Here is a 24,444-nt window from a genome sequence, read left to right on the forward strand (position 1 = left end):
CGACCGCTCCGACCAAGACCCTGCGGCAGCAGAGCCTCCACAAAACTGAACTGACCGCTCGGCTTCGTCGTCATCGCAAGATCCCTGTTTCAAAAACAGGGAATCACATCCACACAATTTTGCAACAGGCCCTCAAGGGGGGAGATCGGCAGTTTCAGCGCCTCGTTCCTCATGCTGTGTTGGCCGTTGGCGAAAGCGATGCGACGGTCCGATCTCCCCCCTTGAGGGGGAGATGCCCGGCAGGGCAGAGGGGGGTGCCTCGCGCTAACCTTGGCGGTATTTTCCAGTGACCCAGCTCGGCGCCACCATCACCCGCGAAGGCATCCGCTTTGCCGCTTGGTCGCAGGCCGCCCGTCGGCTTTGGGTCTCGATTTTCGACGAGCAGGGCAACCGGGAGATCGAACGGCTCGAACTGCAGCCGGAAGGTGAGGGCGTCCATGCGCTGTTCGTTGCGGGCCTTGGCCAGGGCATCCGCTACGGCTTTCGCGCCGATGTCGACTACGCGCCGGAACGCGGACTGTGGTTCGATCCCGCCAAGCTCCTGACCGATCCTTATGCCGTCGAGATCGACAGGTGCTACGTCTATGACTGGCGGCTGGCCCAGTGCCGGGGCGAGGGCGCCGATACCGCGCCGCTGATGCCGAAGGCGATTGCCGCTGCGCTGCCGAAGCCGGTGCAGGCTGCGCCGCCGCTATTCCAGCCAGGCGGCCTGATATACGAAGTGCCGGTGCGCGCCTTCACCATGCTGCATCCTGATGTTCCGGAAAAATCGCGTGGTACCATTGCCGCTCTCGCTCATCCCGTGATTATCGAGCACCTGAAAAAACTCGGCGTTGGCGCGGTCGAACTGATGCCGGTGACCGCGTCGATCGACGAGCGGCATTTACCGCGGCTCGGGCTGCGCAACGCCTGGGGCTACAATCCCGTGACGTTCATGGCCCTCGATCCGCGTTTGGCGCCTGACGGCATCATTGAATTGCGAAACACGGTCGCCGTGCTGCGCGAGGCTGGCATCGGCGTCATCCTCGACCTCGTCTTCAACCACACCGGCGAGAGCGACAGGCTTGGCCCGACGCTGTCGCTGCGCGGCCTCGACAACCAGGCCTACTACCGGCACACATCAGACGGCGGGCTGGCCAACGATACCGGTACCGGCAACACGGTCGCTTGCGACCATCCTGTCGTCCAGGAGATGGTCCTCGACACGCTTCGCCATTTCGTCAGGGATGCCGGCGTCGACGGCTTCCGCTTCGATCTCGCTCCCATTCTGGGGCGGGTCGAGGGAACATTCGATGCCGAGGCGCCGCTGCTGAGAGCGATGCGCGACGACCCGCTGCTGGCCGATCGGGTGTTGATCGCCGAGCCGTGGGACATCGGTTCCGACGGCTATCAGCTCGGTAATTTCCCGCCGCCCTTCCTCGAATGGAACGACAAGTATCGCGACGATGTCAGACGCTTTTGGCGCGGCGACGCCGGCATGGTCGGTGCGCTGGCGACCCGGCTTGCCGGTTCGTCCGATGTGTTCGCAACGAACAGGCAAAACGCCAGTCGGACCGTCAATTTCATCGCCGCCCATGACGGCATGACGCTCGCCGATATCGTGCGCTACGAGCGCAAGCACAACGAAGCCAATGGCGAGCAGAACCGCGACGGCCACAATGAAAACCTGTCCTGGAACAACGGCGTCGAAGGGGATGCGGACGATCCGGCCGTACCAACTGCTCGCCTGAACGATCAGCGCGCGCTGCTCGCCACGCTGTTTGCCTCACGCGGCACCATCATGCTGACCGCGGGCGACGAATTCGGCCGCACCCAGCAAGGCAACAACAACGCCTATGCGCAGGACAACGAGATCACCTGGCTCGTCTGGGCCGGCCGTGACCAGGCGCTGGAGCGCTACACGGTGGAACTCTCGAGGCTGCGCCGGTCGATGCCGGCGCTCTTCGATACAAGCTTCCTAACTGGCCAGCCGCAGGCAGGTTCGGGGATGCCGGACGTCGCATGGCTGACCGAGACAGGCGCGCCGCTCAATGAACAGTGCTGGCAGGACCCGCAGCGGTACCGCCTCGTCATGATCCTGGGTGGCGTCAGCCGCCTTGCCGTCATCATCAACGGCGATCGCTGGGCCTGCATGTTCACCTTGCCTGAGCGAGACGGCTTCTTCTGGGCTCCAGCCATCAAAGCGCCGGATGCGGCGGACAGTTCGCGACCGATATCGGGACGGGCGGTGATCTTCATGATCGAACGAGCGCAAGCCGGCACAGGGGAGAAGCGCAATGGCGGCAGGTGACAGGACCGGATGGTGGGGCGGTTGCGTCATCTACCAGATCTATCCGCGCTCCTTCCAGGACACCACCGGCGACGGCAGCGGCGACCTCAGAGGCATCACATCGAGGCTCGCCCATGTCGCCTCGCTTGGTGTCGACGCGGTCTGGCTGTCGCCTTTCTTCAAGTCGCCGATGGCCGATATGGGCTACGACGTGTCGGATTACTGCGATGTCGATCCGATGTTCGGCACGCTCGAGGATTTCGATGCGCTGGTCGCCGAGGCGCATCGTCTCGGCCTGAAGATCGTCATCGACCAGGTGCTGTCGCATTCGTCCGACAAGCACGACTGGTTTGTCGAAAGCCGCGCCAGCCGCGATAACCCCAAGGCCGACTGGTACATTTGGGCCGATACCAAGCCCGATGGCGGCGCGCCCAACAACTGGCTCTCCGTCTTCGGTGGCCCTGCCTGGGAATGGGATTCGACCCGCCGGCAGTATTACATGCACAATTTCCTTGCCTCGCAGCCCGATCTGAATTTCCACAATCCGGATGTCCAGGACGCGCTTCTCGACACGGTGCGCTTCTGGCTGGAGCGCGGCGTCGACGGTTTTCGGCTCGATACGGTCAATTACTATGTCCACGACCGCTGGCTGCGCAGCAATCCGCCGCTGGCGTCGAGCGTCGCCGGCACCAACGGCGAGACCAACACCTACCTCTACCAGGAGCATCTGTTCGACAAGACGCGGCCGGAAAACCTGGCGTTCCTGCGCCGCTTCAGGGCGCTGCTCGACGAATACGCCGACCGCGCCGCGGTTGGCGAAATCGGCGATGAAGGCCGCTCGCTGCAGACGCTCGCCGCTTACACCTCAGGCGGCGACAAGCTGCATATGTGTTACACCTTCGACCTGCTCGGTCCGCAGTTCTCGGCCGCGCATGTGCGTGGCTGTGTCGAAGCCTTCGAAGCGGCCGTCTCCGACGGCTGGGTCTGCTGGGCGTTCTCCAACCATGACGTGGTGCGCCATGTCAGCCGCTGGACAAGGCCGGGCAGCGATCCCGACGCGGTCGCAAGATTCTCGATCATGCTGCTCGCCTGCCTGCGCGGCTCGATCTGCCTCTATGAGGGCGAAGAGCTGGGCCTGGAGGAGGCGGAGCTGGCCTATGAGGATCTGCGCGATCCCGTCGGCATCCGCTTCTGGCCAGGCGTCAAGGGCAGGGATGGGTGTCGCACGCCAATGGTCTGGGAGGCCGGCGCCGACAATGCAGGCTTCTCCACGGCCAAGCCCTGGCTGCCGATACCGGCCAGCCATCGCACCCGCGCGGTCGACGCCCAGAATGCCGACACGGCCTCGGTGCTGAAGTCCTATCGGACCACGCTGGCCTTGCGCGGGGAGCATGAGGCGCTGGTATCAGGCTCGATCCGCTTTCTCGACGCCGAGGGTGACGTGCTGGCTTTCATCCGCGAGGGCGGCGGCGAAAGACTGCTCTGTGTCTTCAATTTCGCCGAGGGACCGGCCAGTTGGCCGTTGCCGGGGGATATCGGAGCGGTTACGGAACTTGACGGCGATGCCTCGCTAACCAGGGAGGTCGAGCTTTTGCTGCCGGGACTTGGATGCTTCCTCGGTAGGCTCGACTGATGCCTCGACTGCTCTACTGCACCAGCACGGAGCGTCCACAAGTCGCACCGGTGACCCGGACATCCGCCTCGCCGAGACGCACGCCAAGGGCTCCAAGCAGGTTGGCAAGCAAGGTATCGATCGGGGCTGCCACGCTGTTCAGAAGTGCCACCACCGGCGGCTTCACAAATCCCAGAAGGGCGTCCAGATTCAGCGGCAGGCCGAGTAAATTCGCCGTCAGCGACAGGCCGCTGACCAGCGACGTAGTCAACGATTGGGTAAAGTTTTGCGTGTAAGCGGTCCTTATCGTCTTGGCATCGATGTCGGCCTTGTTGAAAGTCAGCGTCGTCGCGGGGTTATTGGCCATGTTAAACGCCGCCGAGCCCACTACGGACACCACGGGGATGAGCAGAAGTTTCACGGCCGCGATTTCGGTGTTGGAAAACGTCTCCTTATTGGTGAAATCGGCAAAGCCGGCGCTGCTGCTGTCACCGAGATGTCCTTCGACGATACCGGGACGTGTAGCAACGGTGACCTTGATACTGTCAGGGCCTGTTGGACAACTTATGTCCATGAGCTTGGCCTCGGCATAGGCGACTTCGACATGCAGGGGCAAACTGACCGATACCAAGGTGATACCGCCTCCGACATTTTTGTTGCCGCCCCCGATCTTCACTATTAGCTTGATGCGGGTCTGCGCCGTCCGCACAATGGCGCCGACCTCGCCAACCGCCAGCCATGGCGAGGATTGCGGCGGTTCGCCGATAGCGATGGCGAGCGTGGTCGACAGCACCCCCGGAATGGCGGCGCCGAGCGCGACGTCGACCTGCTTCGAACCGTTTGCCAGTCCGGCGGCGGCGGTCAGCATGCCCATCGCACTGGCATCGACGCCAAGGCCGGCCGGCTTTTGGCCGAGGCCCAACTTGCCGACGGAGCCGAGATCGACCAGATGACTGAGCGGGATCTTGACCGTGCTGGTCGACTTGGAAGCGATCGTCTGCAGGGCGACCTTGGCCGTGTTGCCAAGCCCCGGCACATTGGCCATGGCCGTGGCGATTTGGCCGACGGTCGCCTTCGATGCCAGCACATCCGTATACGATACGCCGGTCAGGTTCAACTGTGTGGCAAGGCCGTCGACGAAGGAGAGCACGCTCACATCCGCAGAGAGCAGCGCGTTGTAGTCCATGACGCTGAGCGAGATGTTGCTGCCGAGAAGTCCGCCGAGAAGCGCGTTGAGGATACCGCCATCGAGGCTGGCGAGCCTCGATCCGACCGAGAACGTCGCCTGCGGCGTCATGCTGGCGATGGCTTGGGTGCCGATGACGGGAGTGGGGATCAGCGAACTCGCGAAATAGCGGGCCGGGATCTTCTTCAGGGTGACACGGACGGCATTGTAGGGTGTTACGCTGGCCTGGAAACGCTGGCCCACATTGGCGCCGGATGCCACATATCGCCCGGGTGTGACCGTCACGACGGTTTTGCCGGCCGCCGGCTCGATCGTCTGTCCCGAGCTTTGAACGACAACCCCTGGCATGCCGTTGTCGGTCAGCGTGGTGACAACCGCGGTGTTGACTTTGGTCATGTTCGAGGCGGCGGTGATCGCCGCCAGATCCACCATTGCCTGTGCTTCGCGGCGCTCGGTGTAGATCGAGGCTTCGTCGATGGCCACCGCGGCCAGCGCCAGCGCCACCGGCGCGCTCAATGCCGCCATGACGGTGAAGTTCGCTTTCCTGTCACCCAGCATCAACCGGGCAAGCCGACCGATCCCATTGCACGCATGCAGCAGCATTTAAATGCCCCCGACCCTAATCGTTGACTGGCGCTTGATGGTGGTCCCGGGCATGGCTATGCCCGGGAAAAGGTTCCAGATCGGCAGGTTGCGGGCATCGTACTGGATGGCCACCACGAACTGGCTTCCATCGGCCGCGCTGTCGTTGGCCTGGTAGGTCAACTTGCTGACATCCACGAAGGGATATCCGCCGGCATTGTTGGTGACGAAGCTGGCCACGAGCGTCTGGCGCTCGGTCTGGTTCAGCCCGGCAATGGCCGTGCGGGCCGCATCCGCTGCGATCTGCTGGATCGAGTTGGCGGCGCCGAAATATATACCGTATGCAACCATTCCGAGTAGAAGAAGAATGAAGATCGGCGAGAGTAAGGCAAATTCAACCGCTGAAGTTCCACGTTCTTCTTGAAATTTTCGCACCAAATGAAAGACTTTGGGCAATTTACTTGCTCCGTTGCTCATAGCCGCCACGCGTCTGAGATCGAACTGTATAGAAGGCAATCGTAATGTAACCTGTGGTTGCTTAAGAACGCATTAAGACATTCCGGCAAACTGGCGTGGCTCCGATTCGCGGTGAAAAATGGCGTCGAGGTGAAGAAACCAAGTCAAGCTTCTGGTTTCGGCTGGTGTTTCAGCGGCCACGCCATAGCTTTCGTCCGCCTTACTTTGGGTGACCCAGAGAGTCTGTTGAAATAAAAATTCTCCGCGTTAGTGTCTGGGCACGAGCCGCAGGACGGGAACCAGCGGCGCGCTCAAAGGGGTCAGATATCGGCTCCAGGGCGTCAACACTTAATAGGCGCGCCAACGGCAGCGCCGACAGGGAGAACTTCATGCTGAAAAACATGCTGAAGGCGACGGTGCTCGCCACGACCATGGCGCTGGCCGCCGGCACGTTCTACACGCCGGCTTTCGCCGAGACCGTCTATAACAGAGGCAGCGCCGCCGAAGCGGAGACGGTCGATCCGCACAAGACCTCGACAGTCTACGAAGCCGATATCATACGCGACCTGTTCCAGGGCCTGGTCATGCATGACCAGAAGACGAACCTCATTCCGGGCGCGGCCGAAAGCTGGACAGTGTCCGACGACGGCACTGTCTACACCTTCAAGCTGCGCAAGGATGGCCTCTGGTCGGATGGCAGCCCGGTGACGGCGGACGACTTCGTCTATTCGTTTCGTCGGCTGGAAGACCCGGCCACCGCTGCCGAATACGCCTCGATGCTGTACCCGGTGAAGGGTGCGGAGGACGTCAACACCAAGAAGGGCAAGCCGGAGGATATGGGTGTCAAAGCGATTGATGCAAATACCCTCGAAGTCACGCTGAAGGCGCCGACGCCTTACTTCCTGGAGATGCTGACCCATCAGGCCACCTATCCGGTCAACAAGGCTTCGATCGACAAGCTCGGCGCCGACTGGATCAAGGCGGGTAATCTCGTTTCGAACGGCGCCTATACGCTGGCCGAGTGGATTCCCAACGACCACATGAAGCTGGTCAAGAATCCGAAATTCTGGGACGCCGCGACCGTCAAGATGGACGTCGTCAACTATATCCCGACCGAAGACCGCTCATCGGCGATGAAGCGCTTCGAGGCCGGCGAACTCGACAGCTACGGCGACCTGCCGACCGAACAGCTCGCTGACCTCAAGACCAAGTTCGGCGACCAGGTCCGCGTCGGACCTTATCTCGGCACCTATTATTATGCGATCAAGACCGACAAGGCGCCGTGGGACAATGTCGAACTGCGCAACGCCATCTCGATGGCGATCGACCGCGACTTCCTCGCCGAGAAGGTCTGGCAGAACTCGATGCTGCCTGGCTATTCGATGGTGCCTCCGGGCATCGCGGGCTACTCGCCGGCAACGGCCAAATACGCCGACATGTCGCAGATCGACCGCGAGGACGCTGCCAAGAAGACCCTCGAGAAACTCGGCTATACGCCCGAGCATCCCTTGAAGATGGAGATCCGCTACAACACGTCGGAAAACCACAAGAACACGGCCGTCGCCATCCAGGAACAGTTGAAGCCGCTCGGCGTCGACGTCTCGCTCGTCAACACCGACACCAAGACCCACTACTCCTTCCTCGAGCAGAAGGGCGACTACGACGTGGCGCGTGCCGCCTGGATCGCCGACTACAAGGATCCGGAGACCTTCCTCGGCATCACCCGCAAGGCCAGCGGTAACAACTATTCGAGCTATGTCAGCCCGGCATATGAAGCGGCCATGGACAAGGCGGCGGCTGCCGGCGGTAAGCCGGAAGAGCGCATGAAGGACCTCGCTGAGGCCGAGCGCATCCTTGTCGATGACGTCGGTAACATTCCGCTTCTCTACTACAGCTTCCACGACATCGTTTCCTCGAAGCTGCATGGCTTCGACGACAATGTGATGGATATCCATCCGTCCCGCTTCATCAGTAAGGACTGATCCTTAGCCGGGCCGCCGCGCAACTCAATGCGCGGCGGTGCTGGTTGGCCATCGCATCGGTCCGGAAACCGGAATCGATTTTCGGTATGTCGGTGCGAAGATTTGAAGGCTAGAGCGCAACCGTCCGGCTGGACGCGCGTTGCTCTGGATCAAGCGGGGCACCGATGCTGCGATACGTATTACGGCGGCTTCTGACCGCCATCCCGACGCTGTTCGTCATCGTGACCATGGCGTTTTTCCTGATGCGCGTCGCGCCGGGCGGCCCATTCAACCAAGAGCGGGGGCTGAGCCCCGAGATCAAGGCCAATCTCGAAGCCCAGTTCGGCCTCAACGACCCGCTCTGGCTGCAATTCGTCCATTATCTCGGCAATCTGCTGCGCGGCAATTTCGGCCCGAGCTACAACATGCCGGACTTCACCGTCACCGAACTCTTCGCCAAGGGCCTGCCTATATCGGTTCAGCTCGGCGCCTCGGCGCTCGTCCTGGCGCTGCTGCTCGGTTGTGTGCTCGGCACCATTGCGGCGCTTAACCAGAACAAGCTTGGCGACTATACGGTGATCGCGCTGGCGACGGCCGGCAGCACCATCCCAACCTTCGTCATCGCGCCGGTGATCCAACTCCTGTTCGGGCTGACCTGGAGGCTGCTGCCGATCGGTGGGTGGGGCGATGGCGCTTTCATCAACAAGGTCGGTCCGGTGTTGACGCTCGCTCTGCCGCAGATCGCCATCGTCGCCCGGCTGATGCGTGGCTCGATGATCGAATCCTTACGGTCCCATCACATCCGCACGGCGCGCGCGCTCGGCCTGTCCGATTGGTCGGTGGTGGTCAAGCACGCGCTGCGCGGCGCCATCCTGCCGATCGTCTCCTTCACCGGTCCGGCGGCGGCGGCATTGCTGACCGGCTCGGTCATTGTCGAGACGATCTTCTCCATTCCAGGCGTTGGCCGCTATTTCGTCGATGCCGCGCTCAATCGTGACTACACGCTGGTGATGGGAACGGTGGTGGTGATCGCCATCTTTACCATTGTCTTCAACCTGATCGTCGACGTCATGTACGCGGTCGTCGATCCGAGGGTGCGCTATGACTGACATCGCAGCCACAGCCCCCGCCGTCATCGGCCGTTCACTCTGGGGGGATGCCTGGGCGCGTCTCAAGGCCAATCGCGCCGCCATGTTCAGCCTGTACTACCTTGCCCTGATCGGTGTCGTCAGCGTGTTCGGGCCGTGGTTCGTGCCACATCAATACACTACCATCTATGCCGACTATGTGCGCATGCCGCCAAGCCTGTCAGCCTATCCGAAGGCCGACATGGTCGAGACGGCGCTTACCGAAGCGATCAAGCGCATGCGGGTCGACATCAAGGAGTGGCGGCAGGAAGGCAACCAGGTCTTCGTCACCGTCAAGTCGACCAGGCCGATCGACGATCGCAACATCCGTTATCTCGACCGTTCCGATGCCTTTGACGGCACCAAGATCGAGAGCAAGTCGCCCGACGGTCTCGAAGTGACGATGAGCGCCTCGATCAAGCAGCAATATTTCCTGTTCGGCACCGATAACACGGGCCGCGATCTTCTCTCGCGCACGCTGATGGCCGGGCGCATATCGCTGGCCATCGGCCTGCTCGCGGGCGTCGTGGCGGTGATGATCGGCGTGGTCTACGGGGCCGCTGCAGGCTTTGCCGGCGGCAAGGTCGACGAGGTGATGATGCGCATCGTCGACGTGCTCTATTCCTTGCCCTTCATCTTCTTCGTCATCATGCTGGTGGTGTTCTTCGGCCGCAACTTCGTGCTGATGTTCCTGGCGGTCGGCGCCGTGCTGTGGCTCGACATGGCGCGCATCGTGCGCGGCCAGGCGCTGTCGATCCGCCGGCAGGAATATGTCCAGGCGGCGGAAGCCATGGGCGTCGGCCAGCGCGGCATCCTGCTGCGCCACGTCATCCCCAACCTGCTCGGCCCGGTGGTGATCTACATGACGCTGCTGGTGCCTCAGGTCATCATCCTGGAAAGCTTCCTGTCGTTTCTCGGCCTCGGCGTGCAGGAGCCGATGACCAGCTGGGGCGTGCTGATCTCGGTCGGCGCCAAGAACATCGGCACCGCCAACTGGCTGCTCCTGTTCCCCGCCTTCTTCCTCGTCTCGACGCTGTTCGCGCTGAATTTCGTCGGCGACGGCCTGCGCGACGCACTTGACCCAAGGGATCGCTAAGATGGGGATCGCCGAGATGGCTGCTTCCGAAACGATCCTCAGCGTCAAGGATCTGCGTGTCCGCTTCCGCACGCTTGACGGCGCCGTCGAAGCAGTCAAGGGCATCAACATCCATGTCAAATCTGGCGAGACCGTTGCCGTGGTTGGCGAATCCGGGTCCGGCAAAAGCCAGACGATGATGGCGGCGATGAGCCTGCTGGCATCGAACGGCGAGGCGACAGGTCACGTCGACTATCGCGGCCGCAATCTGCTGACGCTCAGCAAGTCCGAGCTCAACAAGGTCCGTGGCCGCAAGATCAGCATGATCTTCCAGGAGCCGATGACTTCGCTCGATCCGCTCTATTCGATCGGCAATCAGTTGATCGAACCGATCCGCCGGCATCGGGGCCTGAATGCCCCCGACGCGCGGGAAGAGGCGCTCAAACTGCTGCGGCTGGTGCATATTCCCGATCCCGAGCGGCGGATGAAATCCTATCCGCACGAAATGTCCGGTGGCCAGCGCCAGCGTGTGATGATCGCGATGGCGCTCGCCAACGACCCTGACATATTGATCGCCGACGAGCCGACGACGGCGCTCGACGTGACCATACAGGCGCAGATCCTGGTGCTTCTGGCCGAATTGCAGCGCAAGCTCGGCATGGCGATCATCTTCATCACCCACGATCTTGGCATCGTCCGCCGTTTTGCCGACCGGGTCTATGTCATGCGCCAGGGCGAGGTTGTCGAGGAGGGGGAGGCGGAGGCGATCTTCGCCAACCCACAGCATGCCTACACGAAAATGCTGCTGGCGGCCGAGCCGACCGGCAGCAAGGCGCCGCCGCCCGCCAATGCCCCGGTGCTGCTCGAAGGCAGGAATGTCGAAGTGACGTTCAGGATCGGCGGCGGGTTTCTTGCTGGTGAACCGCTGATGCTGCGTGCCGTCGATCACATCTCCATCCGGCTGCAGCGCAACCAGACCATCGGCATCGTCGGTGAATCCGGCTCGGGCAAGTCGACCCTCGGCCGCGCCTTGCTGCGGCTGTTGCCGAGCGACGGGCTCATCCGTTTCGGCGATCGCGACATTTCCCAAGCCGACCGGCAGGCGATGCGGCCGCTGCGGCGCCAGATGCAGCTCGTCTTCCAGGACCCGTTCGGCTCGCTGTCGCCGCGCATGACCGTTGGCCAGGTCATCACTGAAGGACTTCTGGTGCATGAGCCTGATCTTTCAGGCAAGCAGCGTGATCAACGCGCGGTCGAGGCCTTGCGCGAGGTCGGCCTCGACCACAACGCACGTAATCGCTACCCGCACGAATTCTCGGGCGGCCAGCGGCAGCGCATCGCCATTGCTCGCGCCATGATCCTGAAGCCCAGGCTGGTGGTCTTGGATGAGCCGACCTCGGCGCTCGATCGCTCTGTGCAGAAACAGATCGTCGAACTGCTGCGCAAGCTGCAGGCGGACCACGAATTGTCCTATCTTTTCATCAGCCATGATCTGTCGGTCGTGCGCGCCATGGCCGACTACATCATCGTCATGAAACAGGGCAAGATCGTCGAGGAAGGGCCGACCGAGGCGATCTTCAGCAATCCGCAGCACGCCTACACGCAGACGCTGATGGCGGCCGCGATCGACGTGACGCGATTTCGGCTGAGCGCCTGAACCGGGCTCCGCACCAAGGCATTGGCTGTCCGCTCAATTCGCGGACCTCGGGCACTTGCGCGCTCGCACAGCGGCAATGGCATCCTGTTGCTGCTTAAGCCGGTCGATCCTGGCTGTTTCGCGGTTGGCCACCGCGGTCTTCACGCGTGAGCCGCCGAGCAGCCAGCGTGGAACATTGGTGTTGGTGACCTTGCCGCGCGTGATTGCCGTTTGCGAGATGTCACGGGCGACGTCTCCCATCGCACTGTTGAGGTCGGTGCACGTCATCGAATCGTATTTCGCTGGATCGACGGTTCTTCCGAGCGATGAACAGCCAGCGACGAGAACCAGCGTCATCACAAGGATCAAGGGCGGGATTGTGGTTGAATTCAAATTCATGTCGCACTCGGCCCGCCGTTTCAGTCTTTCATCAGGTCCATCGACCCTAAAGCCGACGCACCTTTTCGTCAAAATATGCGGCCGCGAACCTGCCACTGGGGCCGACCTTTCGGTCGACGCAGGAACATTTCAGTCACTCGAATTGCTATCTGCCGAGTGTTGGGCTCAATCTCTGGCAAAGGAAGAGTTCCGGGGACGTCGTGACGCCTTTCCTACGCTGCTTCGGCTCCTACGCTGCTTCGGCCACGAGCGTCGACGGGGGGCGACCGCCGAGCACTGTCTGAGCGATGTCGGCCTCATTTTCATCGACATGCGCCGTCACCAGAACCACCCCCTCGGCAACCTCCTGATCATCCGCTTTTATGGCGGCTATGGCGAATGTTCCAAACAGACCGCCGGCAACGCCGCCACAGAACGCGCCAGCCACCGCTGTTGGCAATACGCCCGCAGCAACAGGATTGATGCCATAGGCCGCAACGGCACTCAGGCAGACCAACCCGCCGGCGGCAGCGCCAAATAACGATCCCAAAGCGGAAACCCGAAGAGATCCCGCCTCGTCATTGTAAGGCCCGATGATCGCGATCTGTACGCGAGGAATTCCGGCCGCCACCAAGTCGCTGGCAACCCGCGCCGCATCGGCGGGGGAATCAAAAAGTCTGCTAATCGTCGGCATGGTCGCTTAACGCTTCTGGCTGTTCAGCTGCGTGTCGGTGAGGAATGACGCGGCAATCAGGTCGTCAACCTCGATTCGCCCCTCGCGACCCTCCATGATGGCCGCGACCTTCTGGAAGGTCTTCATCTCGTCTTCGGTAATCTGGGCTTCCTGCATCCTGGCTTTGATCTCTGTCATGCGCATGCTCAGGGCATGGGATCTTTTGGTCTCACGGTTCGACATGCTGCTGCTCTTAGTTTCATTGACCATTTTTTGCCCGCCACCCGAATTTGGGGCAAGGGCAAGCGTTTCCAACCTGGACTTCGGTCGGGCAAGGGCCGGACCTAAGTCTGGTCGTGGGCACATGATCGGGACGCGTGCCAAGAGGCCTCTCGTGGCCCCACTCCCATCCAAACTCGACTCCCATCAAGAATCGGGGCCGGATCCCTGCGTTAGTACCCGTCGTTCGATCACCGCGGGATGGTGCCGATGGGTTAGGACGGAGCCCGTCACGGCAGCGCTGTCGTGGTGATGATGCCGGCGCCCATGATCATAGAACGCCACGACGGAACATTAGGCGTGCCTGACGGTTTATTTCTCGCAGCCAGGATCACGATTTGGTGTCTGCTGCAGATCAGTCGGCAAAGGCTGGTCGGCCCGCGTTCTCTACCAGAGGCGCGGGCTCCCCCCCAGGCAACAGGAGAGAGATCATGAACAATATCATTTGGCTCGTCGGAGCTGTGGTCATCGTGATAGCGATCTTGAGCTTTTTTGGCCTCCGCTGAGCGGACGCGCGTGCCAGTCGGGATGTTTTCCGGAATCTGTCCGCGAAGCGCACGCACGAAAGCATCAGGCGGCCGGTTGAGGCCGTCTGGTTACTGTCCAGTGCAACAGCATCGCTGTCAGCCGGGCACGCGAATAAAAATTCGCCCATCCGACTGACGGGGGACGAGAGTAATCTCGCTTGAGGGGCAGGTGGAGCGCCGAAGTCGGGATGCGCTAACTCTTTGTTTTTTCTGGTCGGAGTGGCAGGATTTGAACCTGCGACCCCCTCGTCCCGAACGAGGTGCGCTACCAGGCTGCGCTACACTCCGTGACCAGACCGCGGGCTTATAGCCGCCACACTTCGTTCCTGCAAGCGGCATGGCGGCACTTCTGTCGCATTTCGTAGGCTTTCGTCGAGCATAGCCCTAAAGGCTCGGATTCCCTCCTGGGATAAACGTGGCTTAAAGCCTTCTGTGCTAAGCCGCAGTCCTCGACAACTCGTAATTTCCGTCACTCGGAGTTTTCCAGTCTTGTCCTTCAGCATCGTTGGCGACGCCCGGCCCAACAGTTTCGAATTCGAAACCGAAGCGCTGATCAAGGCGTCCGGCTTTCGCGAATATGATGCGCGCTGGTGGTTCGGCCATCCCGGTTCCGCGCAACTGCCGGAGCTCAATCTGATCGGCGTCCAGGCGCTCGGCATGGGGCTTGGCACGCTGATTCGCCGTGTCGGTGCCGGTCCCGATATCGTCACCGGGCATGATTTCCGCTCCTATTCGCTGTCGATCAAACTGGCGCTGGTGTCCGGTTTGATGGCAGCAGGCGCACGGGTGAGGGACATCGGACTGGCGTTATCGCCGATGGCCTATTTCGCCCAGTTCGCACTGGACGTGCCTTCGGTCGCCATGGTCACCGCCTCGCATAACGAGAATGGCTGGACCGGCGTCAAGATGGGCGCGGCGCGGCCGCTGACTTTCGGACCGGAAGAGATGAGCGCGCTGAAGGCGATCGTGCTGGCTGGTGATTTCGATCTCGTCGGCGGCGGCTCCTACGATTTCGTCCGCGATTTTCGCGCCACTTATCTCGACGATTTGACCCGCGACAAGCGCATCACGCGAAAGCTGAAAGTGGTCGCCGCCTGCGGCAACGGCACCGCCGGCGCCTTCGCGCCGCAAGCGCTGCAGCGCATCGGCTGCGAGGTCATCGCGCTCGACGTCGAGCTCGACCATACATTTCCGCGCTACAATCCCAATCCCGAGGACATGCGGATGCTGCATGCCATCCGGGACAAGGTGCTGGCATCAGGCGCCGACATGGGCCTTGGCTTCGACGGCGATGGCGACCGCTGCGGTGTCGTCGACAATGAAGGCAATGAAATTTTTGCCGACAAGGTCGGTGTGATGCTGGCAAGGGATATTTCCAGCCAGCATCCCAACTCGACCTTCGTCGTCGACGTCAAATCGACCGGCCTGTTCCATACCGACGCAATGCTGCGCGCCAATGGCGCCGTCACTGACTATTGGAAAACCGGCCATTCCTACATCAAGCGCCGCGTCGCCGAACTCGGTGCTGTCGCCGGTTTCGAAAAGTCGGGTCATTTCTTTTTCAATCCGCCGATCGGGCGCGGATATGACGACGGCCTGGTCACCGCCATCGCCATCTGCCAGATGCTGGATCGCAGCCCGGGCAGTTCGATGGCCGATCTTTATCGCGCGCTGCCGCTGACCTTTGGCACGCCGACCATGTCGCCGCACTGCGCGGACGAGGTGAAGTATGGTGTGGTCGAACGGGTGGTTGCCGATTTTCAGGCCATGAAGCGGGATGGAAGGGTTTTCGCTGGGCAGAAGATCGCAGACCTCATCACCGTCAACGGCGTGCGCGTCGTCGCCGACGACGGCACCTGGGGGCTGGTGCGCGCCTCGTCGAACAAACCGGAACTGGTCGTGGTGGTCGAAAGCCCGGTGTCGTCGCAGCGTCGACGGGAGATGTTCGAGGCTGTCGACGCCGTGCTGCGCCGCAGCTCCGAGGTGGGCGCCTACAACCAGACCTTTTGAATGGTAGTTGAATGACCGAGCGGATCGTCAGTTTTGTCATGAGCGGTGGCGTCGGCTCGCGGCTGTGGCCGCTGTCGCGCGAGGACAACCCCAAGCAGTTCCACGATCTGTCCGGCGACGGCTCGATGCTGGCCAAGACCTTGCGTCGGCTGACCGCCCGGCTGGAAGGCGGAACGCCGATCTTCCTGATCGCCGCGGAGCGCCATGCTGATCGCGTTCACGCCGATCTTGCTGGTCTCGACCTCGCCGGCGGCGGTCCGCTGTTCGAGCCGACCGGGCGCAACACAGCCGCCGCCGTCGCACTGGCGACGCTGCGCACACTGTCCGAATTCGGCGATAGCCTGGTGCTGGTGGTGCCATCGGATCACGAAATATCCACCGCAAGCCAATTCTGGCAGAGCGTAGAAGCCGGCACCGAGGCAGCACGCGAGGGCAGGCTGGTGGTGTTCGGCATCAAGCCGACGCAACCAGAGACCGGCTACGGCTATATCGAGGTCGCGGCCGAAAGCGGCGGCACCTTCGACGTGTCGCGCTTCGTCGAAAAGCCGGATATTGCGACTGCGCAGAGCTATCTCAAGGCCGGAAATTTCTACTGGAACACCGGCATCTTCCTGTTTCGCGCCCGCACCATGCGTGACGCCTTCATAGCGTTGCAGCCGGATATCTGGCAGGCCACCGAAGCAGCCTACAAGGCAGCGACATCGGATCTGTCCGGCCTTTACATGCCGCTGGAACTCTACGCCGCCATTCCGTCGAATTCGATCGACTACGCCATCATGGAGCGGGCAAAAGACATCGCCATGGTGCCGGCCGGCTTCCGCTGGAACGATCTCGGCTCGTGGCAGTCGCTGCTCGATGTCGGCCCCGCCGACGACCGGGGCAATGTCATCATCGGCGATGTCGTCGCTATCGATTGCGAGAATTCCTACATTCGCAGTGACGGCCGCCTGCTGTCGGCGATCGGCATGAAGGACATCGCCATCGTTTCGACATCGGATGCCACCTTCGTTGCCCCGGTCAGCCACAGTCAACACGTCAAGAAGATCGTCGAGCAGCTCGAAAAATCGGGTCGCCTGGAAACCAGGTTCACGCCGGCGCATGACCGCGTCATCGAAAGCGGCGCCTGGCGCCGGCGCGTGCATCACTGGCTGTTTCAGGAGACCTTGCCGCTGTGGTCGACATCGGGGGTCGACGAACGCCATGGCGGCTTTCACGAAGCGCTCGGCCTGGACGCCTCGCCGTTGATGAAGCCCAAGCGCATGCGCACCATGGCAAGACAGGTCTATGCTTTCGCCGTCGCCCGGGCGCGCGGCTGGGACGGCCCGGCCGATCGGTTGATCAGCCACGGCATCGCCTTCATGGCCGGCAAGGGCCGCACCGACAAAGGCGGCTGGGTTCGCACGCTGAATGTCGACGGTTCGGTCGCCGACGCCACCGAGGATGCCTACGATCATTCCTGCGTGCTCCTGGCACTGGCGCATGCGCATATGTCAGGCAATCCCGACGCCTTGCGCCTCGGCGAGGAAACCTTCGCCTTTCTCGATGCGCATCTCGAAGACAGCCGCATGACCGGCTTTCTTGAGACATCGGACGGCAAAGGCGAGCGCCGCTCCAACCCGCATATGCACCTGCTCGAGGCCTTTCTCGCCTGGCACCAGGCGACCGGCGAGCGCGCCCATCTGCGGCGCGCGGCACGTATCATCGACCTCTTCCGCAGTCATTTCTTCGATCCGGAAAGCTGGACGCTTGGCGAGTATTTCGATGCCGAATGGAAACCCTCCACCGGCGAGAAAGGGTCATGGACCGAGCCCGGCCACCATTTCGAATGGGCCTCTTTGCTGGTAGATTTCGCCGGGCGTAGCGGCCAGGCCGAGTTGAGCGGCTTTGCCCGAAAACTTTACGCGTCGGCCACTGCCAATGGCCTCAACCGCGCCACCGGGCTTGCCTATGGCGCCGTCTCCAGGCAAGGCCTGCCGCTCGACCTGATATCCCGCAGTTGGCCGCAGGCCGAAGCCGTGAAGGCGGCGATCGCGCTGGATGGCTCTGGCGGCCCCGATCTCAAGCCGGAAATCGAAGCGCGCGTCGGCCGGCTGTTCCGCTGGCACATCGACCCGGCGCCGCTCGGCCTGTGGATCGATCGCATCGACGAGCGCGGCCGCTCGCTGGCATCGGACGTTCCTGCCAGCATCTTCTATCATCTGGTCTGCGCGCTGACGCAGTATCTTGATGGGACGGTGGAGAAGGGATGAGCCCGTATTGAGAGGCCGGCCTCTCAATACGGGCTCGCTACATCCCCAGTCTCGACATACACCGACTTCAGCTGCGAATAGAGAGCCAGCGCTGCCAGCGAATTCTCACGTCCGATGCCTGACTGTTTGAAGCCGCCGAACGGGATTTCCACCGGCGTCAGATTGTAGGCGTTGATCCAGCAGGTGCCGGCCTGCAACTCGGCGATGACGCGGTGGGCGCGCGGCAGGTCGCGCGTGAAGACGCCGGCAGCGAGGCCGAACTCGGTGTCGTTGGCGCGGTCGATCACCTCGTCCTCGCCATCGAATTTCAGCACGCTCATCACTGGTCCGAAAATTTCTTCACGGGCGATGCGCATGCCATCGGTGACGCCGGTGAACACCGTCGGCTCGACGAAGAAACCGCCCTGAAAACCTTGCAACGAAGGCACGTTGCCGCCGCAGGCGAGAACAGCTCCGTCCTGCTTGCCGATTTCGATATAGCCGACCACCTTGTCGTGCTGCGCCCTGGAGACCAACGGGCCCATCTGGGTTTCGGGGTCGAGCGGGTCGCCGATGCGGATTTTTTTGGTTCGCTCGACAAGGCGCTCGACGAAGCGGTCGTGGATGCCGCTCTGCACGAAGACGCGCGTGCCGTTGGAGCAGATCTGTCCGGTCGAATAGAAATTGCCGAGCATGGCGCCGCCAATGGCGTTCTCGATGTCGGCATCGTCGAAGACGATCAGCGGCGACTTGCCGCCAAGCTCCATCGTCGCGTGCTTCATTTTCGAGCCGGCCAGCGACAGCACCTTGCGGCCGGTCGGCACCGAACCGGTCACCGAGACCTTGGCGACGACATCGTGGCCGACAAGCCCGGCGCCGACATCGCCATAGCCCTGCACCACATTGAACAGCCCGTCAGGCAGCCCGGCCTCGCTGTAGATTTCGGCCAGCGCCAGCGCCGACAGCGGTGTGTTTTCCGAAGGCTTGAACACCATGGCGTTGCCCATGGCGAGCGCCGGCGCCGATTTCCAGCCGGCGATCTGGATCGGGTAGTTCCAGGCGCCGATGCCAACGCAGACACCGAGCGCCTCGCGTCTTGTGTAGGCGAAGGGTCCGCCGAGATCGACCGACTCGCCATTGTAGGCGGCAACCGCACCGCCGAAATATTCAAGGCAGTCCGCCGCCGAAGGCGCGTCCGCCACCAGCGTTTCCTGGATCGCCTTGCCGGTATCGAGCGTCTCGATGCGGGCAAGGTCGGCATTTCGCGCGCGCAATATGTCGGCGGCGCGGCGCAGGATGCGCCCGCGCTCGACCGGTTTCAGCCGCGCCCAAGCGGGCTGCGCCGCCCGCGCTGCCTCGACGGCGAGCTCCAGCACGTTCGGCGTCGCCGAACGTAGCATGGCGATGGTCTCACCGGTTGCCGGATAGATGACCGGCAGCGGCGCGCCGCCTTCGTCCTCGATGTAGCGTCCATTGACATAGTGCGATGCCGTGGGCTGGGCGCGCATGGTTTTCTCCAGATGTATTCGCTACCAAGTCCGTTCGACAATGCCCTATCGATCCGCGACCTGCCAGCGCGGATTGATCCATGGTTCCTGGTTGGACGGCGCCAGCGGCGTGCGGCCAAGGATGTGGTCGGAAGCCTTTTCGCCGGTCATGATCGAGGGCCCATTGAGATTGCCGTTGGTGACGCGCGGGAAGATCGAGGAATCGGCGACCCGCAATCCTTCGACGCCGATGACCCGGCACTCCGGATCGACGACACTCATCATGTCGTCGGCGCGGCCCATCTTGCAGGTGCCGCAAGGATGGTAGGCGCTCTCTGCGTGATCCCTGATGAAGATGTCGAGATCGTCGTCCGACTGCACGTGGCTGCCAGGCGATATTTCCTTGCCCCGATAGGGGTCGAACGCCGACTGGCCGAAGATCTCGCGCGTCAGCCGGATGCAGTGGCGGAACTCCGCCCAGTCGTCAGGATGCGACATGTAGTTGAAGTGGATCACCGGCTTCAATTTCGGGTCCGGCGAGCGCAGCGTCACCGAGCCGCGCGACTTCGAGCGCATCGGCCCGACATGCGCCTGGAAGCCGTGCGACTTGGCCGCCGCCTTGCCGTCATAACGGACAGCCGCAGGGATGAAATGGTACTGGATATCGGGGTAGTCGACGCCGGCGCGCGAGCGCACGAAGGCCGCCGCTTCGAAATGGTTGGTGGCGCCAAGCCCGGTCTTGAGGAACAGCCACTGCGCGCCGATGAGCGCTTTCGAGAACGGATTCAGCACCGAATTGAGCGTGATCGGCAGCAATGATTCCTGCTGGATGTAGAGCTCCATATGGTCCTGCAAATTGCGGCCGACGCCGGGTCTGTCGGCCACCACGGCAATGCCGTTTTCGCGCAAATGCTCGGCCGGGCCGATGCCGGACAGCATCAGGATCTTGGGCGAGTTGATCGATGATGCGGCAACGATCACCTCACGTCGCGCCTTAACGACCTGAATCTGTTTGAGAGCTTCGATCTCGACGCCGATGGCGCGTTGATTCTCGATGATCACCCGCCGCGCAAAGCCCTTGACCAGACTCACATTTTTGCGCTTCAGCGCCGGTTTCAGATAGGCCGATGCCGCCGACCAGCGGCGACCGCCACTGATGGTCTGCTCCATCGGCCCAAAACCTTCCTGCTTGGAGCCGTTATAGTCGTCGGTCAGCTCGAACCCGGCCTGGCGGCCAGCCTCGACGAAGGCGCCGTAGAGCGGATTTTTACGCGAGCCGCGCTGCACATGCAGCGGCCCGCCGTGACCGCGCCAGCCATCCTCGCCGCCATCCGAGTCCTCCATGCGCTTGAAATAGGGGAGCACGTCGGCGAAGCTCCAGCCGGCCGCACCCTCTTCGGCCCAATGGTCGAAGTCGCGGGCATGGCCGCGCACATAGACCATGCCGTTGATCGAAGACGAGCCGCCGATGACCTTGCCGCGCGGCGTCGCCAGCACGCGGCCGCCGAGATGCGGCTCCGGCTCGCTGGCAAAGCCCCAGTCGTAGAGGCTCATGTTGAGCGGGATCGACAGTGCCGACGGCATCTGGATCAGCGGCCCGATATCGGTCCCGCCGAATTCGATGACGATGACCGAATGCTTGCCGTCCTCCGACAGGCGATAGGCCATGGCCGAGCCGGACGAGCCGGAGCCGATGATGACGAAATCTGCTTCAAGCATGGTTCATATGCGCCATAAAGTCGGCGAGCGAGACATTGCCGCCGGTAGCCACAACAAGGACGATCTTGTCCTTCACATCCACCTTGCCGCCGAGCAGTGCGGCGAGTGACGCCGCCCCCGACGGTTCGAGCACCAGCTTCATGCGTTCGAAGGCGATCCGCATCGCCCGGCGGACAGACGCGTCGTCGACGGTGATGCCGCGAACACCTGCCGTCTTCACCGCGGCAAACGGCGCGTCGCCTGGCCGTCGCGACATCAGTCCGTCGCAGATCGATTTCGGCCCGATTGGCATCGTCTCGATGGCGCCATGCGCCAGCGACGAGCCCATGCCGTTGAAACCTTCCGGTTCGACGCCGATGATCTCAGTGGCGGGCGACAGATAGTGGAAGGCGAGCGAAACGCCGCCGATCAACCCGCCGCCACCGACCGAACAGAACAAAAGACCAGCGCTAGCACCTTTGGCTTCGAGTTGGTGGAGCGCTTCGAGGCCGGCGCCCGCCTGGCCGGCGACGATTTCCGGATCGTCGAACGGATGCAGCAGGGCCAAGCCTTCGGTCTCGGCGATCTCGCGCGCCTTGGCGGCCGCGACTTCCTCGCGCGCGCGCTCGCCATGGTCGGTCAGCACGACGCGGGCGCCATAGCCCTCCGTGGCGTCACGCTTGGCGGCCGGTGCGTCGATCGGCATGACGATGGTGACGGGAATGCCGAGCGCCTGGCCGGCGGCCGCCAGCCCTTGAGCGAAATTGCCGGAGGAGTAGGCGACGACGCCTTTCCTGGCCTCGTCGGGCGAAAGCTGTTCCAGCCGCCAATAGGCGCCGCGCACCTTGAATGAGCCGGCCCATTGCAGCGATTCCGGCTTGATGAAGACGCGGGCCGCCCCCGTCTCTCGGGCCAGTGCCGCCGATTCCAGCAGCGGCGTGATCTGTGTCGCCCTGGATGTAACGGCATAGGCCTGCTTGAGGTGGTCGAGGGAGGGAACGAGAAGGTCTGACATCATTCGCCTCGCGGATACCTTTTGCTCTCTTCGAGATTGTCGAGGTTCATGTGATTGCGCATGTAGCGCTCGGACGCTTTTTGCAGGGGTTGGAAATCCCAGGGGTAATAGGCGCCGTTGCGCAGCGCCGGATAGACGACCCAGCGGCGCGCCTGGCTTTCGCGGACAGCGGCGTCGAAGCCGGCCATGTCCCAGCGCGCCTGGACCTTGTCCATGAATGCCGCCACCAGGCCCGCATTGGCCGGATCGTCGGCCAGATTGTTTCGCTCGAGCGGGTCGGCTTCGAGATCGAACAGTTGTGGCGGGTCGAGTTCGCAATGGACGAATTTGTATCTGCCGTCGCGGAGCGCCACCAAAGGCGCATTGGACCCTTCGGCCGCATACTCCATCAACACCGGCGCGGTGCGCTCAATGCCCTCGGTGAGCGGCAGCAGCGACTGGCCGTCCGTCCATGGTGCGATCGCAGCGATGTCGACGCCGGCGAGGTCGCAAAGCGTCGGCGCCACGTCGAGATTGGAAACCGGCGCCTCGATCAGCCCGGCTGGCACGCCCTTGCCGGCAATCATCAGCGGCACCCGCGCCGAGCCCTCGAAGAAGCTCATCTTGAACCACAGGCCGCGCTCGCCGAGCATGTCGCCGTGGTCCGAGCAGAACAGGACGATTGTGTCGTCGGCCATGCGGGTGCGCTCGAGAACGTTCAGGATCTCGCCCAGCTTGTCGTCGACATAGGAGATGTTGGCGAAATAGCCCTGCCGCGAACGACGCACCTGTTCCGGCGTGATCTCGAAAGAAGGATAGTCGCTGGCGTGGTATAGCCGCCGGGAGTGCGCATCCTGCTCGTCATGCGCGATGAACCCGGTTTCCGGGTCCAGCGCCTGGCAGTGCTCGTAAAGATCCCAATACTGCTTGCGCGCGACATAGGGATCGTGCGGGTGCGACAGCGATACGGTGAGGCACCAGGGCCGATGGTTCGCATCATCCTGTTCGCGCGAAAGCTGATAGAGCTTCTGTGTGGCCAGGAACACGACCTCGTCGTCATACTCCATCTGGTTGGTGATCTCGGCGACGCCGGCGCCCGTCACCGAGCCCAGATTGTGATACCACCAGTCGATACGCTCGCCGGGCTTGCGGTAGTCCGGCGTCCAGCCGAAATCGGCCGGGTAGATGTCGGTGGTCAGCCGCTCCTCGAAACCGTGCAGCTGATCCGGCCCGACGAAATGCATCTTGCCCGACAGGCAGGTGTAGTAGCCGGCAGAGCGCAGATGATGGGCGAAGGTCGGGATCGATGAGGCGAATTCGGCGGCATTGTCATAGACGCCGGTGCGCGACGGCAATTGCCCGCTCATGAACGAGGCACGGCCCGGCGCGCAGAGCGGCGACGCCGTGTAGTTGTTGGCAAAGCGCGCCGAACGTGCGGCCAACGCCCTCAGGTGCGGTACGTGCAGAAACTCCGCCGGCCCGTCCGGAAACAGGGTTCCGTTGAGCTGATCGACCATGACGATCAGGAAATTGGATCGCTTAATTGTCACTGTTTGCGCCGCTCGCCAAGTTTGGTTTCGAGATAGTCCTCGACCAGCGCGATCGCGGTCGCGGCATCAGGCACGCCGTCCTTCAGCGCCCGCCTGATGTAGAGCCCGTCGATCATCGCCGCTGTCGCTTCGGCGGCGCGGTCGGCTTCGGCTCTGGGCAAGATGCCGACAAGCCCGCTCATCAGGTTCGAATGCAGTCGCCGCGCATAGACCCTGAGCAGTCGGCGCAACGCCGATGATTTCTGCGCCTCGACATAGAAGGCGAGCCAGGCGGCGATGGTTTCCGGCTGGAACTGGATGTCGGAGAAATTGACGGCGACCACCGCCGAGACGCGCTCGCGCGCGGTGTTGGCCGAACCAAGGGCGCGCAACGTGTCGGCGGTCAGTTCGGCCAGGATGTGGCGCATCGTTGCCAGCAGCAGCTCGTCCTTGGCGCCGAAATAGTGATGGGCAAGGGCCGACGAAACCCCTGCGCGCCCGGCGATTTCGGACATGGTCACGTCGAGCGAGCCGCGCTCGCCGATCGCCGAGATCGTCGCGTCGATAAGCGCCTTGCGGCGCAGCGGTTCCATTCCGATTTTCGGCATCTTGCAATGATCCCTTTCGAGAAGGATTATTTTTTATTGACGGGTCAATCAACAAAAAAATCAGCACTGGCGTCGCCTGTACCAAGCGATTGTCTGGTTCCAGCCCTTCACGAGGCGAGCAGGATTGTT

Annotated in this window: 18 protein-coding genes and 1 tRNA gene; 8 read left to right on the top strand and 11 right to left on the bottom strand. The window is 62.5% G+C overall.

Going from position 1 to position 24,444, the window contains the following annotated elements; all coding sequences use genetic code 11:
* Positions 1-286: 286 nt before the first annotated feature.
* Together glgX and bglA are read left to right on the top strand one after the other, a co-directional pair.
* Complete coding sequence (gene glgX / locus NKJ00_RS18805) at positions 287-2,290, top strand: glycogen debranching protein GlgX (RefSeq protein WP_352630758.1); 2,004 nt, start codon at positions 287-289, stop codon at positions 2,288-2,290.
* Positions 2,277-3,902: a beta-galactosidase BglA gene (gene bglA, locus NKJ00_RS18810; protein ID WP_352630760.1), complete on the top strand. Its 1,626-nt coding sequence runs from the start codon at positions 2,277-2,279 to the stop codon at positions 3,900-3,902. Before glgX ends, bglA begins: the two co-directional genes overlap by 14 nt.
* 13 nt (positions 3,903-3,915) lie before the next feature.
* On the opposite strand, the gene NKJ00_RS18815 is transcribed toward bglA, so the two are convergent.
* Both NKJ00_RS18815 and NKJ00_RS18820 read right to left on the bottom strand, forming a co-directional pair.
* Complete coding sequence (locus NKJ00_RS18815) at positions 3,916-5,670, bottom strand: TadG family pilus assembly protein (RefSeq protein WP_023808501.1); 1,755 nt, start codon at positions 5,668-5,670, stop codon at positions 3,916-3,918.
* Positions 5,671-6,126, bottom strand: coding sequence for a TadE/TadG family type IV pilus assembly protein (locus NKJ00_RS18820; protein WP_196815282.1), 456 nt, complete (start codon positions 6,124-6,126; stop codon positions 5,671-5,673).
* 368 nt (positions 6,127-6,494) lie between these two features.
* Between NKJ00_RS18820 and NKJ00_RS18825 the strand changes: the two genes are divergently transcribed.
* The 4 genes from NKJ00_RS18825 (at position 6,495) to NKJ00_RS18840 (ending at position 11,925) form a co-directional block, all read left to right on the top strand.
* Positions 6,495-8,087: a peptide ABC transporter substrate-binding protein gene (locus NKJ00_RS18825; protein WP_023808499.1), complete on the top strand. Its 1,593-nt coding sequence runs from the start codon at positions 6,495-6,497 to the stop codon at positions 8,085-8,087.
* 164 nt (positions 8,088-8,251) lie between these two features.
* A complete protein-coding gene (locus tag NKJ00_RS18830; RefSeq protein ID WP_027035849.1) occupies positions 8,252-9,175 on the top strand; it encodes an ABC transporter permease subunit in 924 nt (307 codons plus the stop codon).
* Positions 9,168-10,289, top strand: a complete 1,122-nt coding sequence (locus NKJ00_RS18835; protein WP_352550717.1) for an ABC transporter permease — start codon at positions 9,168-9,170, stop codon at positions 10,287-10,289. Before NKJ00_RS18830 ends, NKJ00_RS18835 begins: the two co-directional genes overlap by 8 nt.
* 16 nt (positions 10,290-10,305) lie before the next feature.
* Positions 10,306-11,925 (top strand): ABC transporter ATP-binding protein, encoded by a 1,620-nt coding sequence (locus NKJ00_RS18840; protein WP_352630763.1) that lies wholly within the window; start codon positions 10,306-10,308, stop codon positions 11,923-11,925.
* Positions 11,926-11,958: 33 nt separating this feature from the next.
* Here NKJ00_RS18840 and NKJ00_RS18845 read toward each other — a convergent pair whose 3' ends face one another.
* The 4 genes from NKJ00_RS18845 to NKJ00_RS18860 form a co-directional block, all read right to left on the bottom strand.
* Positions 11,959-12,303, bottom strand: a complete 345-nt coding sequence (locus NKJ00_RS18845; protein WP_352550714.1) for a hypothetical protein — start codon at positions 12,301-12,303, stop codon at positions 11,959-11,961.
* A 229-nt stretch (positions 12,304-12,532) separates the two neighbouring features.
* Positions 12,533-12,976 (bottom strand): hypothetical protein, encoded by a 444-nt coding sequence (locus NKJ00_RS18850; protein ID WP_352630765.1) that lies wholly within the window; start codon positions 12,974-12,976, stop codon positions 12,533-12,535.
* A gap of 6 nt (positions 12,977-12,982) precedes the next feature.
* Complete coding sequence (locus NKJ00_RS18855) at positions 12,983-13,153, bottom strand: hypothetical protein (RefSeq protein ID WP_430981656.1); 171 nt, start codon at positions 13,151-13,153, stop codon at positions 12,983-12,985.
* An 819-nt stretch (positions 13,154-13,972) separates the two neighbouring features.
* Positions 13,973-14,049: transfer RNA gene (locus NKJ00_RS18860), tRNA-Pro, on the bottom strand.
* Between the two features lie 201 nt (positions 14,050-14,250).
* Here NKJ00_RS18860 and NKJ00_RS18865 point away from each other — a divergent pair.
* Both NKJ00_RS18865 and NKJ00_RS18870 read left to right on the top strand, forming a co-directional pair.
* Positions 14,251-15,771, top strand: a complete 1,521-nt coding sequence (locus NKJ00_RS18865) for a phosphomannomutase/phosphoglucomutase (RefSeq protein WP_352550711.1) — start codon at positions 14,251-14,253, stop codon at positions 15,769-15,771.
* 11 nt (positions 15,772-15,782) lie between these two features.
* Complete coding sequence (locus NKJ00_RS18870) at positions 15,783-18,020, top strand: mannose-1-phosphate guanylyltransferase/mannose-6-phosphate isomerase (RefSeq protein WP_352550709.1); 2,238 nt, start codon at positions 15,783-15,785, stop codon at positions 18,018-18,020.
* A gap of 23 nt (positions 18,021-18,043) precedes the next feature.
* Here the strand turns inward: NKJ00_RS18870 and betB are convergent, their stop codons facing one another.
* From betB to betI, 5 genes are read right to left on the bottom strand one after another with little or no spacing between them, the layout of a single operon-like run.
* A complete protein-coding gene (gene betB / locus NKJ00_RS18875) occupies positions 18,044-19,507 on the bottom strand; it encodes a betaine-aldehyde dehydrogenase (RefSeq protein WP_352550707.1) in 1,464 nt (487 codons plus the stop codon).
* Positions 19,508-19,552: 45 nt separating this feature from the next.
* The gene (gene betA, locus NKJ00_RS18880) at positions 19,553-21,205 is read right to left on the bottom strand and encodes a choline dehydrogenase (RefSeq protein WP_352550705.1); all 1,653 of its coding nucleotides are present in this window, start codon (positions 21,203-21,205) and stop codon (positions 19,553-19,555) included.
* Positions 21,198-22,199: a threonine/serine dehydratase family protein gene (locus NKJ00_RS18885; RefSeq protein ID WP_352550703.1), complete on the bottom strand. Its 1,002-nt coding sequence runs from the start codon at positions 22,197-22,199 to the stop codon at positions 21,198-21,200. Before NKJ00_RS18885 ends, betA begins: the two co-directional genes overlap by 8 nt.
* Positions 22,199-23,728, bottom strand: coding sequence for a choline-sulfatase (betC, locus tag NKJ00_RS18890; RefSeq protein ID WP_352550701.1), 1,530 nt, complete (start codon positions 23,726-23,728; stop codon positions 22,199-22,201). The genes NKJ00_RS18885 and betC overlap by 1 nt, the downstream gene beginning before the upstream one ends.
* Complete coding sequence (betI, locus tag NKJ00_RS18895; RefSeq protein ID WP_023812766.1) at positions 23,725-24,315, bottom strand: choline-binding transcriptional repressor BetI; 591 nt, start codon at positions 24,313-24,315, stop codon at positions 23,725-23,727. The genes betC and betI overlap by 4 nt, the downstream gene beginning before the upstream one ends.
* Positions 24,316-24,444 lie beyond the last annotated feature (129 nt).

This window comes from Mesorhizobium sp. M0227, from assembly GCF_040321855.1.
GTDB lineage: Bacteria > Pseudomonadota > Alphaproteobacteria > Rhizobiales > Rhizobiaceae > Mesorhizobium.

Bases quoted from the DNA above. Each gene is read 5' to 3' on its own strand.
- bglA (WP_352630760.1), top strand. From the start codon at position 2,277: ATGGCGGCAGGTGACAGGACCGGATGGTGGGGCGGTTGCGTCATCTAC.
- NKJ00_RS18815 (WP_023808501.1), bottom strand. From the start codon at position 5,670: ATGCTGCTGCATGCGTGCAATGGGATCGGTCGGCTTGCCCGGTTGATG.
- NKJ00_RS18820 (WP_196815282.1), bottom strand. From the start codon at position 6,126: ATGAGCAACGGAGCAAGTAAATTGCCCAAAGTCTTTCATTTGGTGCGA.
- NKJ00_RS18825 (WP_023808499.1), top strand. From the start codon at position 6,495: ATGCTGAAAAACATGCTGAAGGCGACGGTGCTCGCCACGACCATGGCG.
- NKJ00_RS18830 (WP_027035849.1), top strand. From the start codon at position 8,252: ATGCTGCGATACGTATTACGGCGGCTTCTGACCGCCATCCCGACGCTG.
- NKJ00_RS18835 (WP_352550717.1), top strand. From the start codon at position 9,168: ATGACTGACATCGCAGCCACAGCCCCCGCCGTCATCGGCCGTTCACTC.
- NKJ00_RS18840 (WP_352630763.1), top strand. From the start codon at position 10,306: ATGGCTGCTTCCGAAACGATCCTCAGCGTCAAGGATCTGCGTGTCCGC.
- NKJ00_RS18845 (WP_352550714.1), bottom strand. From the start codon at position 12,303: ATGAATTTGAATTCAACCACAATCCCGCCCTTGATCCTTGTGATGACG.
- NKJ00_RS18850 (WP_352630765.1), bottom strand. From the start codon at position 12,976: ATGCCGACGATTAGCAGACTTTTTGATTCCCCCGCCGATGCGGCGCGG.
- NKJ00_RS18855 (WP_430981656.1), bottom strand. From the start codon at position 13,153: ATGACAGAGATCAAAGCCAGGATGCAGGAAGCCCAGATTACCGAAGAC.
- NKJ00_RS18870 (WP_352550709.1), top strand. From the start codon at position 15,783: ATGACCGAGCGGATCGTCAGTTTTGTCATGAGCGGTGGCGTCGGCTCG.
- betB (WP_352550707.1), bottom strand. From the start codon at position 19,507: ATGCGCGCCCAGCCCACGGCATCGCACTATGTCAATGGACGCTACATC.
- betA (WP_352550705.1), bottom strand. From the start codon at position 21,205: ATGCTTGAAGCAGATTTCGTCATCATCGGCTCCGGCTCGTCCGGCTCG.
- NKJ00_RS18885 (WP_352550703.1), bottom strand. From the start codon at position 22,199: ATGTCAGACCTTCTCGTTCCCTCCCTCGACCACCTCAAGCAGGCCTAT.
- betI (WP_023812766.1), bottom strand. From the start codon at position 24,315: ATGCCGAAAATCGGAATGGAACCGCTGCGCCGCAAGGCGCTTATCGAC.